The 12,199-nt window shown below is 71.4% G+C and carries 8 protein-coding genes, 3 tRNA genes and 1 pseudogene; 7 read left to right on the top strand and 5 right to left on the bottom strand.

The features are described 5' to 3' along the window. Positions 1–366 precede the first annotated feature (366 nt). The 4 genes from purD (at position 367) to SRB17_RS18320 (ending at position 6,970) form a co-directional block, all read left to right on the top strand. Entirely contained in the window at positions 367–1,653 is a 1,287-nt protein-coding gene (gene purD / locus SRB17_RS18340; RefSeq protein ID WP_323375862.1) for a phosphoribosylamine--glycine ligase, read from the top strand. A gap of 273 nt (positions 1,654–1,926) precedes the next feature. Further along, a complete protein-coding gene (locus SRB17_RS18335; RefSeq protein ID WP_323375861.1) occupies positions 1,927–4,206 on the top strand; it encodes a hypothetical protein in 2,280 nt (759 codons plus the stop codon). A 293-nt stretch (positions 4,207–4,499) separates the two neighbouring features. Beyond that, positions 4,500–5,981 carry a N,N-dimethylformamidase beta subunit family domain-containing protein gene (locus tag SRB17_RS18325; RefSeq protein WP_153540092.1) on the top strand — a complete coding sequence of 494 codons (1,482 nt, stop codon included), beginning with the start codon at positions 4,500–4,502 and terminating at the stop codon, positions 5,979–5,981. Positions 5,982–6,070: 89 nt separating this feature from the next. Further along, positions 6,071–6,970 carry a phosphoribosylaminoimidazolesuccinocarboxamide synthase gene (locus SRB17_RS18320; protein WP_323375860.1) on the top strand — a complete coding sequence of 300 codons (900 nt, stop codon included), beginning with the start codon at positions 6,071–6,073 and terminating at the stop codon, positions 6,968–6,970. A 45-nt stretch (positions 6,971–7,015) separates the two neighbouring features. Here the strand turns inward: SRB17_RS18320 and SRB17_RS18315 are convergent. The 5 genes and pseudogenes from SRB17_RS18315 to SRB17_RS18300 form a co-directional block, all read right to left on the bottom strand. Continuing rightward, a tRNA-Gly gene (locus tag SRB17_RS18315) sits at positions 7,016–7,088 on the bottom strand. 31 nt (positions 7,089–7,119) lie between these two features. Next, positions 7,120–7,558 (bottom strand): annotated as a pseudogene (locus SRB17_RS46385) (DNA-binding response regulator); the annotation flags it as partial. Positions 7,559–7,726: 168 nt separating this feature from the next. Further along, positions 7,727–7,799: transfer RNA gene (locus SRB17_RS18310), tRNA-Gly, on the bottom strand. A gap of 82 nt (positions 7,800–7,881) precedes the next feature. Then, a tRNA-Gly gene (locus SRB17_RS18305) sits at positions 7,882–7,953 on the bottom strand. 205 nt (positions 7,954–8,158) lie between these two features. Then, positions 8,159–8,476 (bottom strand): histone-like nucleoid-structuring protein Lsr2, encoded by a 318-nt coding sequence (locus SRB17_RS18300; protein ID WP_031164632.1) that lies wholly within the window; start codon positions 8,474–8,476, stop codon positions 8,159–8,161. A 310-nt stretch (positions 8,477–8,786) separates the two neighbouring features. Here SRB17_RS18300 and purS point away from each other — a divergent pair, with 310 nt between their 5' ends. From purS to purL, 3 genes are read left to right on the top strand one after another with little or no spacing between them, the layout of a single operon-like run. Then, entirely contained in the window at positions 8,787–9,059 is a 273-nt protein-coding gene (gene purS, locus SRB17_RS18295; RefSeq protein ID WP_323375858.1) for a phosphoribosylformylglycinamidine synthase subunit PurS, read from the top strand. Then, positions 9,056–9,760 (top strand): phosphoribosylformylglycinamidine synthase subunit PurQ, encoded by a 705-nt coding sequence (purQ, locus tag SRB17_RS18290; protein ID WP_323375857.1) that lies wholly within the window; start codon positions 9,056–9,058, stop codon positions 9,758–9,760. The genes purS and purQ overlap by 4 nt, the downstream gene beginning before the upstream one ends. After that, entirely contained in the window at positions 9,757–12,033 is a 2,277-nt protein-coding gene (gene purL / locus SRB17_RS18285; RefSeq protein WP_153540090.1) for a phosphoribosylformylglycinamidine synthase subunit PurL, read from the top strand. The genes purQ and purL overlap by 4 nt, the downstream gene beginning before the upstream one ends. The last annotated feature ends 166 nt before the right edge of the window (positions 12,034–12,199 follow it).

Here is a 12,199-nt window from a genome sequence, read left to right as displayed (position 1 = left end):
CGTCACCCTTCAGCCGAGCCAGCTGATTCCTCCTCGGGCCCGCGCGGCCCCGCACCCCTCACCTCTCTCCTGAGGGGGCACCCGCCCAGCCGACCGGAGCGGTGTGGTGCGGCGGGTAGCTGACCGGGCCGGTGTGGCACTGCGGTTGGTCGACTTTGAAGGGACGGGGTGCCCGCACCGCCCTCTCCCTACACCCCCACCCCAAACAGCACCCTCCCAGCCAACCGAGTCGGGTCGGCGGGTAGGCGAAGTCGGGGGCTGCGGGCGCAGCCCCCAGGGACGGCCGCACCGACACCCGGCGCCTTGGAGGAAAGCCCAACAAACCCGGCCCCCAACCTTCGGCGACCTTGCCAGTAGGCTGACCCCGTGAAGGTCCTCGTCATCGGCAGCGGCGCCCGCGAACACGCCCTGTGCCGCTCCATGTCCCTCGATCCCGACGTCACCGCGCTGCACTGCGCCCCCGGCAACGCCGGCATCGCCGAGGTCGCCGAGCTGCACCCGGTCGACGCGCTCGACGGCAAGGCGGTCGCCGAGCTGGCCGCAGGCCTCGGTGCCGACCTGGTCGTCGTCGGCCCGGAGGCCCCGCTGGTCGCCGGTGTGGCCGACGCCGTCCGCGCGGCGGGCATCCCGGTGTTCGGCCCGTCCGGGGAGGCCGCGCAACTGGAGGGGTCCAAGGCCTTCGCCAAGGACGTCATGGCGGCGGCCGGGGTGCCGACCGCCCGCTCCTACGTGTGCACGACCGCCGAGGAGGTCGCCGAGGCCCTGGACGCCTTCGGCGCCCCCTACGTCGTCAAGGACGACGGCCTCGCCGCCGGCAAGGGCGTGGTCGTCACCGACGACCAGGAGACCGCCAGGGTCCACGCCGCCGCCTGCGAGCGCGTGGTCATCGAGGAGTTCCTCGACGGCCCCGAGGTGTCCCTCTTCGCGATCACCGACGGGCAGACGGTCGTACCGCTCCAGCCCGCCCAGGACTTCAAGCGTGCCCTGGACGGTGACGAGGGCCCCAACACCGGCGGCATGGGCGCGTACTCGCCGCTGCCGTGGGCCGACCCGAAGCTGGTCGACGAGGTGCTGGAGACGGTTCTGCAGCCGACCGTGGACGAACTGCACCGCCGCGGCACCCCGTTCTCCGGTCTGCTCTACGCCGGCCTCGCGATCACCGGCCGCGGCGTCCGGGTGATCGAGTTCAACGCCCGCTTCGGCGACCCGGAGACCCAGGTCGTGCTGGCCAGGCTCAAGACCCCGCTGGCCGGCCTCCTGATGGCCGCCGCCACCGGCAACCTCGCCGATCTGCCGCCCCTGCGCTGGAGCGAGGACGCGGCCGTCACAGTCGTCGTCGCCTCGCACAACTACCCCGCCACCCCCCGCACCGGCGACCCGATCACCGGTCTGGACGAGGTGGCCGCCGAGGACGCCCCGCACGCGTACGTGCTGCACGCCGGGACCAGGCGGGACGGCGACGCAGTCGTCAGTGCGGGCGGGCGGGTGCTGTCCGTCACTGCCAGCGGCAAGGACCTGACCGAGGCGCGCGAGCGGGCGTACCGGGCGGTGGGCCGGATCCATCTGGACGGCTCCCAGCACCGCACGGACATCGCCGCGAAGGCGGCCCAGGCCGACCGGGCCGACCAGGCCGACCGGGCGACAACCGCCTGACCTGCCCTTCCGCGACACAGCCGCACCCAGGCCCCGGACCCACAATCCGGGGCCTGATCTTTGCTGTCTGTCACCCACCTCTGACCAAAGCCATTCCATCGAGTGAGCAATGGTCCATACGGCTGACGGGGGCGGGGGCCCCAACTAGGGTGCCGCGCAAGCGTTCCGGCACTTGGCCCACCGGCATTGCGATGTCAGTGGCGGGTGCCACAGTGGGGGAGTGAGCACAACCAGGACAGCACGGCATCGGCAGCGAGGGGGTGAGGGCGGGACGTGACCGGAATCGGTGTGGAGATCGGAGCCCAGGCCGCGCGCTCCCGGGCCCTCGCCGTACTGCGGGTCCGGGGCCGGGCGCTGGCCGTGGCCCTGCTGCCGGCGGCCGCCGCGGTGATCCTGCTGGCGGGCGGCCCCACCGGTCACTTCGTGGGCCGGGGCTGGGACGTGGCCCGCTGGATCGTGAGCCTGCTCGCCGTGCTGGTGCTGCTGGGCGCCGCCGGCATCGCCCTGGTCGTGGCCCGGGCCCGCCCCGCCGTCAGCCCGACGGTGCCGGTCCCCGAGGAGTCCGCCCCGGACCTGTACCGGATGGTGCGCGACCTCGCCGACCGGCTGGACGTGCCGGCCCCCTCGGCCATAGCGCTCACCCCGGACTGTGACAGCTGGCTGGAGGACCGTACGCACTCGGCCCACGGCCCACCCCCGCGCCCCGCGCCCGGCGAGGACGAATTGGCGGGTCCGGGCCGCCGCCGAGCGTCCCTCGCGCCGGTGCTCGTCATCGGCTCCCCGTTCCTGTGGTGGATGCGGGTCGGCGAACTGCGCGCGGTGCTGGCCCCGGTCATCGCCGGTACGGGCCCTTCGGCGCATCCGGACATAGCCGCCGCCCGGCGCTTCGTACGCGGCCTGGACGCGGCGGTCGCGGTCGCCTCGACACCGGGCCGCTGCCCGGCGACACGCGGTGTGTGCGCGGCCCTCGGCTGGGTGGCCCGGCTGCTGCTGCGCGGCTGCCGGGAGCACGCGACACAGATGGAGCGGGGAGTGGCCGCGGCGGCGGCCGAGCGGGCCCAGGCCGTCGACTACGGCCTGCGGATCGTCGCCCAGGAGCAGGTGGGACTCGCCTACGCCGGCTGGGACCGGCTGCTGACCAGAGTGGCGCTGCCCGCCTGGCGCATGGGCCGCTGGCCCTCGCGGCTGGACGCGGGCGTGGTGGCGGCGCTCACCGAGCTGTCCCGGCGCGACCGCCTGGCCGAGGGCTTCACCTCCCGGCTCGGCGAGCGCCCGGCCTGCGACCTCCTGGAGGAGCCGGGTGCCGTGGACGAGGCCGCGTCCCTGCTCGCCGCCCGCCTCTTCCACGGCGGCCCCGCTGAGTCCCGTCCGGACTGGGCGCCGGTGGACTGGCAGGCGTATCCCGAGGAGGTCGTGGACCGCACCTGGCGCGCCGACGCCGCCCGTCTGCACCGCGTCCTGGACTCCCTCGGCGTCCGCCCCTCCCTCGACCCCGCCACCCCCGACCCCGGCGGCCCGACCCTGGCCCGCGTCCTGGACCACCTCACCGAACGCCCCACGGAAGCGGCGATACCGAAATCCCCGCACCACACTCCCCGAGCCACCGCCGCCGAGCCCGGCCCCGGAGCCCCGCAAGCCACCGACGGCGAGCATGGCCCCGCAATCCCGCCCGTCCCGCAAGCCATCGCCGCCGAGCCCGGCCCCGGAGCCCCGCAAGCCACCGACGGCGAGCATGGCCCCGCAATCCCGCCCGTCCCGCAAGCCACCGCCGCCGAGCCCGGCCCCGGAGCCCCGCAAGCCACCGACGGCGAGCATGGCCCCGCAATCCCGCCCGTCCCGCAAGCCATCGACGGCGAGCCCGGCCCCGGAGCCCCGCAAGCCATCGACGGCGAGCATGGCCCCGCAGTCCCGCCCGTCCCGCAAGCCATCGACGGCGAGGACGCCGCAGAGGGGCCACTCGCAGCCGACGACGAAAGCCGCACCGATGGTCCTGGTCCGGGTGGGAACCCGGACGCCGCAGCCGAGGCGGAGGCGTCCCGCGCCGCCGAAGCCGCAGCCGCAGCCGCAGCCGAGGCGGAGGCATTCCGCGCCGCCAAAGCGCCGCAGGCAACCCGCGAGGCCGAGGCGGACCCTGCCACCGACGACCCCGGCACTGAACGCAGCGCCGCCCTCGCCGCAGGCCTGAGCGCCGCGCTGGCCCGCGAGGAGGCCGGCGCGCCGAGAACCGGCGCCACCGCCACCGGCCGGAGCCCCGAGAGCGCCCTGTGGGACGACACCGGCCTGCCGCTCTTCCCGCTGCAACCCCCACGCACCGCCCGCGACCTGCTCACCGAGCACGTCACGGCGATGGTGTGCTGCGCGGCCGTCGACACCGCCGACGCGGTCCCCGCCCTGGACTGGCTTGACGGCCCCTCCCTGCTGCTGGGCGGTGAGCGTGCCGCCGACCTCACGCCCAGGGTGCTCAGCCTCATCGAGGAGGGAGACCCGGGCCCGCTGCGCGACTGGCTGGCCGCGTCCGGGATACGCCCCGAGAAGCCCGTACGGCTCGTCTAGGAACCCGTGCGGAAGAAGCCCTTTTAGAAGCCGGTCTGCAAGCCCGTGCAGAAGCCCGTACCGCTCGCCAAACGGGAGCTCTGTCTTCCACTTCAGGTCAATTCGCAACGACTAGTGACCGACCCCGTGCGTTATGTGATGTGCTGGGAGCGACCAAGCACCTGGCAAGGGCGTGCGACATACGACAGCACGGCCGAGCACCGCGCGTACCACCGAGCAACAGCGAGAACAGCGAGCACGGCGAGCACCACCGAGACAGGACGACACGGGGGGCTTGAGGGAGGGGAGCGACCATGGCCTCGGACCACATCCGCCGCTGGGAGTCCGGAGCGCTCGCGCACGCCGTCACGGACCCTTTCGGTCAGGGCCCGGTGCCCTGGCTGCGCGGCAGTGAGACGTACTTCGACGACACGGGTCACGTCGTGCCCTGGTACGTCGACCCTAGCCCGCAGCCGCTCAAGGGGGTCGGTCCCGCCCCGCGCGTGCCCGGACCCCGCTCGGCCGACGACGTGCACCGCCAGATCAAGGGCTTCACCTCCACCGGCGCGGTCACGCCCGGCCAGGCGATCGACTTTCACATCACGGTCGACCCGCCTCAGGAGTTCGGCGTCGACATCTACCGCATCGGCCACTACGGCGGCGACGGCGCCGCGAAGATCACCACGAGCCCGCGCCTGTCCGGCATCGTCCAGCCCCCGCCGCTGGCCGTCGACCGCACGGTCTCCTGCCACCACTGGTGGCTGTCCTGGCGTCTCCAGGTGCCCGTCCACTGGCCCGTCGGCGCCTATGTGGCCGTCCTGACCACCGCCGGCGGCTACCGCTCCCACGTGCCGTTCACGGTTCGCGACGACCACCCCGCCGACCTGCTCCTGCTGCTGCCCGACATCACGTGGCAGGCGTACAACCTGTATCCCGAGGACGGCCGCACCGGCGCCAGCCTCTACCACGCCTGGGACGACAAGGGCCGCCTCCTCGGCGAGGCCGACGCGGCGACCACGGTCTCCTTCGACCGCCCCTACGCGGGCGCCGGCCTGCCCCTGCACGTCGGACACGCCTACGACTTCATCCGCTGGGCCGAGCGGTACGGCTACGACCTCGCCTACGCCGACGCGCGCGACCTGCACGCCGGCCGCGTCGACCCCGGGCGCTACCGGGGCCTGGTCTTCCCCGGCCACGACGAGTACTGGTCGATGCCGATGCGCCGCGCCGTCGAGGACGCCCGCGACCGGGGCACATCGCTGGTCTTCCTCTCCGCCAACACCATGTACTGGCAGGTGGAGCTGGGCCCGTCCCCGTCCGGTGTCCCGGACCGCCTGCTGACCTGCCGCAAACGCAAGGGGCCGGGCAAGCCGGTCCTCTGGCGCGAGATCGACCGGCCCGAGCAGCAACTGGTCGGCATCCAGTACGCGGGCCGGGTGCCCGAGCCGCATCCGCTGGTCGTCCGCAACGCCGGCCACTGGCTGTGGGAGGCGACCGGCGCGCACGAGGGCGACGAGATCGCGGGCCTGGTCGCCGGCGAGGCCGACCGGTACTTCCCGCGCACCCCGCTGCCCGCGCACGAGGAGCGCATCCTGCTCGCCCACTCCCCGTACACCGACAACGACGGCGTCCTGCGCCACCAGGAGACCTCCCTCTACCGCGCCCCCTCCGGCGCCTGGGTCTTCGCCTCCGGCACCTTCGCCTGGTCCCCGGCCCTGGACCGACCCGGCCATGTGGACCCCCGCATCCAGCGCGCCACGGCGAACCTGCTCGACCGCATCTGCAAACGCGACTGATCACCAGGAACGACACGACCCCCTGGCCGAAACCCATCACCCCCATAAGGGAGAATCGAGGCACTTGGACAGAACCACGGGGAGGAACCGTGTCCGGATTCGTAGAAAAGCCCGAGCCGATCCAGGTTCCGGGCCTGGTGCACCTGCACACCGGAAAGGTGCGCGAGCTGTACCAGAACGAGGCGGGCGACCTCGTGATGGTCGCCAGCGACCGCATGTCCGCGTACGACTGGGTGCTGCCCACGGAGATCCCCGACAAGGGCCGTGTCCTCACCCAGCTGTCCCTGTGGTGGTTCGACCAGCTGCGCGACCTGGCCCCCAACCACGTGATCAGCACCGAGCTGCCCGAGGGCGCCCCCGCCGACTGGGCGGGCCGCACGCTGGTCTGCAAGTCCCTGAAGATGGTCCCGGTGGAGTGCGTGGCCCGCGGCTACCTCACCGGCTCCGGCCTGGTCGAGTACGACGAGTCCCGTACGGTCTGCGGCCTCGCCCTCCCCGAAGGCCTCGTCGACGGCTCGGAACTCCCCGCCCCGATCTTCACCCCGGCGACCAAGGCCGAGGTCGGCGAGCACGACGAGAACGTCTCCTACGAGGAGGTCGCCCGCCAGGTCGGCGCCGACACCGCCGCCCAGCTGCGCCAGGCCACCCTCGCCGTGTACTCCCGGGCCCGGGACATCGCCCGCGACCGGGGGATCATCCTGGCGGACACCAAGTTCGAGTTCGGCTTCGACGGCGACTCCCTGGTCCTCGCGGACGAGGTCCTCACCCCGGACTCCTCCCGCTTCTGGCCGGCCGACCAGTGGCAGCCGGGCCGCGCCCAGCCGTCGTACGACAAGCAGTTCGTCCGCGACTGGCTGACCTCCGCCGCCTCCGGCTGGGACCGCAGGAGCGAGCAGCCCCCGCCACCGCTGCCGGACGAGGTCGTCCGGCAGACCCGGCAGAAGTACGTGGAGGCGTACGAGCGCCTCACGGGCCTGAGCTGGAGCTAGCAGCACGAAAAGACCCCGGTCCAGTGGACCGGGGTCTTTTTCCCGAGCGGACGACGAGGCTCGAACTCGCGACCTCAACCTTGGCAAGGTTGCGCTCTACCAACTGAGCTACGTCCGCGTTGCGCCGTGGCGCGAGAGCAACTATAGCAACCTCCTTCGCGTGTGAGACGCACTGCCGCGCGACGGTTCTCCGCGCCGGGCTTCGTGACGGCCGGGAAGAGGTGGTCCCGCTCGGTCCGCGGGGGCGCCGCGGACCGCTCGCCGATCTCCGCGACCGGCGCCCCGCCCGCCGCCGGCTCCAGCCCCTCGGCCTCCCGCGCGGTCGGTGAGCAGTCCCCCGGCGGAGATCGCGTCGACGGCCAACTCCGAGGCCGCCCACCGTTTTCCGGCAGGCACGGCCCGCGTGATCCCGGCGGGCCGCCGGGCACTGACGGTCTTCGGTGCGAACCCGCGCGCACCGGCCACGAGCGCCCGTTTCAGGTGGCCGGGCCACCCGCGCCCGGTGACGATCAGCATGTGACGGACGGGCAGTTCGACACGCAGAGATGTGGCGGCCTTCACACCGCCGAGGCCCGGCATCCGAAGATCCGGGCGGCTGCGACGGCCGCCCGGCCACTCGGGGAGTGACGCCGGTCCCGTCTTCCTCGTCCCGTGGCCTCCACCCGACGCCGGGGTCCTGCTCGGTACGACAGAGGTCGGAGCGGATCCCCGGGCAACGAAAAAGCCCCGGTCCAGTGGACCGGGGCTTTTATCCCGAGCGGACGACGAGGCTCGAACTCGCGACCTCAACCTTGGCAAGGTTGCGCTCTACCAACTGAGCTACGTCCGCACTGCTCCCGACCGGCTCCCACCGATCGGTGCGAGCACCAGCCTACCTGATCCACAAGAGTGGTCGTGACGACCGGTGCCGGAGCGGGTGACAGGAATCGCACACTGCGCCTTCCCCCTGGAAGGGGGATGTTCTGCTACTGAACTACACCCGCACGCTCCTCGGGGTTCCGGCCTTTCGGCCTGGCCCCTCGGCGTGCCCCAGACATTAGCTGATCAACAGGGGGGTGACGCAAGTCGGCTTCCCCTGGTGCCCGGTATGCCCAAGTGCGCGGCCCTCAGGGTCCGCTGACGGACCCTGAGGACTGCCCCTTCGCGGGCTCAGGCGGGCGGCCGCTCGCAACGGCTCCCGGTTGCGCCTCACTGCGCGGCGCTGAACGCCTCGTAGACCTTCTTGGGGATGCGTCCGCGGGCAGGGACGTCCATCTTGTTGGCCTGGGCCCAGGCGCGGACGGCCGCCGGGTCGGGGGCGACCTCCGTCTGCTTGTACGCCTTACCGGACCGCGACCGCTTGCGGCCGGCCTCGACGTAGGGCGCGAGCGCCTTGCGCAGTTTCTTGGCGTTGGTTTCGTTCAGGTCGATCTCGTACGACTTCCCGTCGAGTCCGAAGGCGATCGTTTCCGCCGCTTCCGAGCCGTCGATGTCGTCAAAGAGCGTGACCACGACCTTTTGCGCCACGAATATCGGTCCCTTCGTGCGGCACGTCGATACAGCTCACCGGCGATGACGTGCCGAGTATCGGCTATTGCCAATTCATTTGTACAGTGCTCGGCAATGCAAAGTGAAGCCCGACTAAATCCGTCCGCGTGTCCGAAGACAATAGGTGAACGGGGCGGACTGGGGAACTTTCCCAGAACTTTTCGCGGTGGTACGGCTTCGACACCCGATCGTGATGTGCCTCACGTAGTTTCCTACAACTCTACCCGCGTAGAAATTTTGTGCGGGTAGTCTGAAGGGACCTGCTCAGCACCACACACCGGGAGTGCCAGTGGCACGCGTCGTAGTCGACGTCATGCTCAAGCCGGAGATCCTCGACCCCCAGGGCCAGGCGGTCCAGCGTGCGCTGCCGCGCCTGGGTTTCGAAGGGATCTCGGACATACGTCAGGGAAAGCGATTCGAACTCGAAGTTGACGGGCCGGTCGATGCGGCCGCGCTCGCCCGCATCCACGAGCTCGCGGAATCCTTCCTCGCCAACACCGTGATCGAGGACTTCATCGTCAAGGTGGAAGAGGCCACGGAAGTCGCGGAGGCGGCCAAGTGACCGCTCGTATTGGCGTCGTCACTTTCCCGGGCAGCCTCGATGATCGGGATGCCCAGCGCGCGATCCGCCTCGCCGGCGCCGAACCGGTTGCCCTGTGGCACAAGGACAAGGACCTCAAGCAGGTCGACGCCGTGGTCCTGCCCGGCGGTTTCTCCTACGGCGACTATCTGCGTGCCGGTGCCATCTCCCGGTTCTCGCCGGTGATGGAGTCCGTGATCGAGCAGGCGAAGGCCGGTCTTCCGGTCCTCGGTATCTGCAACGGCTTCCAGATCCTCACCGAGGCCCACCTCCTCCCGGGCGGGATGCTCGGCAACGACCACCTCCACTTCATCTGCCGCGACCAGAAGCTGCGGGTGGAGAACGCGGAGACCGCCTGGACCAGCGACTACCGCGCCGGCCAGGAGATCCACATCCCGCTGAAGAACATGGACGGCCGGTACGTCGCCGACCGGTACACGCTGGACAAGCTGGAGGCCGAGGGCCGGGTCGTGGTCCGGTACCTCGCCCGCGACGATGTCGCCGATGAACGCGGCAACCCCAACGGGTCGCTCAACGACATCGCCGGCATCACCAACGAGGCCGGGAACGTCGTCGGCCTCATGCCGCACCCCGAGCACGCCGTCGAGCCGCTGGTCGGTACGGGTCGTACCGACGGACTCCCGTTCTTCACCTCGATCCTCAAGAAGCTGGTCAACGCATGAGCCGGACGCCTCTGGACACGGTCGAGCACGCGGCCGCGACCCCCGACGTCGAGCTGCCCTGGGCCGAACTCGGCCTGAAGAAGGACGAGTACGAGCGCGTGGTCGAGATCCTCGGCCGCCGCCCCACCGGTGCCGAACTCGCCATGTACTCGGTGATGTGGTCCGAGCACTGTTCGTACAAGTCCTCCAAGGTCCACCTGCGCCAGTTCGGCGAGAAGGCGCCCGAGAGCGATGCGCTGCTGGTGGGCATCGGAGAAAACGCGGGTGTCGTCGACGTCGGTCAGGGTTACGCCGTGACCTTCAAGGTCGAGTCGCACAACCACCCGTCGTACGTCGAGCCCTACCAGGGCGCGGCCACGGGTGTCGGCGGCATCGTCCGCGACATCATCGCCATGGGCGCCCGGCCGGTGGCCGTGGTCGACCCGCTGCGCTTCGGCGCGGCGGACCACCCGGACACCAAGCGTGTGCTCCCGGGCGTGGTCGCGGGCATCGGCGGCTACGGCAACTGCCTGGGCCTGCCCAACATCGGTGGCGAGGTCGTCTTCGACGCCTGCTACCAGGGCAATCCGCTGGTCAACGCGGGTGCCATCGGTGTCATGCGGCACGAGGACATCCACCTCGCCAAGGCCTCCGGGGCGGGCAACAAGGTCATCCTGTACGGGGCCCGGACCGGTGGTGACGGCATCGGCGGCGCGTCGATCCTGGCGTCCGAGACCTTCGACGACGCCAAGCCGAGCAAGCGCCCGGCGGTCCAGGTCGGCGACCCCTTCCAGGAGAAGCTGCTCATCGAGTGCACCCTGGAGGCCTTCAGGGAGAAGCTGGTCGTCGGCATCCAGGACCTGGGTGCGGCGGGCCTGTCCTGCGCCACCTCCGAGCTGGCGTCGAACGGCTCCGGCGGCATGCGCGTGACGCTGGACGACGTCCCCCTGCGCGACTCGACTCTCTCGCCCGAGGAAATCCTCATGAGCGAGTCGCAGGAACGCATGTGCGCGGTCGTGGAGCCGGAGAAGGTCGACCGCTTCCTGGAGATCTGCGAGAAGTGGGACGTCATCGCCACCGTCATCGGTGAGGTGACCGACGGCGACCGTCTGGAGATCTTCTGGCACGGCGGGAAGATCGTGGACGTCGACCCGCGCACGGTCGCCCACGAGGGCCCGACGTACGAGCGCCCGTACGCCCGCCCGGACTGGCAGGACGCCCTGCAGGCGGACGACGCGAACAAGCTCCCGCGTCCGACGACCTCGGAGGAGCTGAAGGACCAGGTCCTGAAGCTGGTCGCCTCCCCCAACCAGGCGTCCAAGAACTGGATCACCCAGCAGTACGACCACCTGGTACAGGGCAACACCGTCCTCGCCCAGCCGGAGGACTCCGGCATGATCCGCGTGGACGAGGAGTCCGGCCTCGGTGTCGCGATCGCCACGGACGGCAACGGTCGCTACGCCAAGCTCGACCCGTACACGGGCGCGCAGCTGGCCCTGGCGGAGGCCTACCGGAACGTGGCGACGACGGGCGCCAAACCCCTCGCGGTGTCGGACTGCCTGAACTTCGGTTCGCCCGAGGACCCGGCCGTGATGTGGCAGTTCGCGGAGGCCGTGCGCGGTCTGGCGGACGCCTGCCAGCAGCTGGGCACGCCCGTGACCGGCGGCAACGTCTCGCTCTACAACCAGACGGGCGAGGCGGCCATCCACCCGACCCCGGTGGTCGCGGTCCTGGGCGTGATCGACGACGTCGCGCGCCGCACGCCGGTCGCCTTCCAGGAGGAGGGTCAGCTGATCTACCTCCTCGGCGACACGCGCGAGGAGTTCGGCGGTTCGGCCTGGTCCCAGGTGGTCCACGACCACCTCGGCGGTCTGCCCCCGCAGGTCGACCTGGAGCGCGAGCGGCTGCTGGGCGAGATCCTGATCTCCGCCTCCCGCGACGGCATGATCGACTCCGCACACGACCTGTCCGACGGCGGCCTGATCCAGGCCGTGGTCGAGTCCGCGCTGCTCGGCGGCAAGGGTGCGCGGCTGGTCGTACCGGACGGCCTGGACGCGTTCACGTTCCTGTTCTCCGAGTCGGCCGGCCGCGCGATGGTCGCGGTGCCGCGCTCGGAGGAGGTCCGCTTCAACGACATGTGCGGTGCGCGGGGGCTGCCGGCCACGCGGATCGGCGTCGTGGACGGTACGGCGTCTGACGCGCAAGCAGTGGTGGAGGTCCAGGGCGAGTTCGCGCTCACGCTGGAGGAGCTGCGTGCGGCGCACGAGGGGACGATCCCGGCGCTGCTGGCGTAGCCAGGAGTCGGTGTCCCCGACAAGGCTGACGGCCCCGCCTGTTCCGACAGGCGGGGCCGAGTCATGCGCGCCGCCTGTTCCATCGCACCATCGGCTTTCGTGGCCGGCGTTCGCAAGTGGCCGTGGGGCGTACTACTACGGTGGCATCGGCCCGGCCCGGCACAGG

The sequence above is a fragment of the Streptomyces sp. RB17 genome, assembly GCF_009604455.1.
Classification (GTDB): Bacteria; Actinomycetota; Actinomycetes; order Streptomycetales; family Streptomycetaceae; genus Streptomyces.
This window is presented reverse-complemented; position numbering and strand designations above follow the sequence as displayed.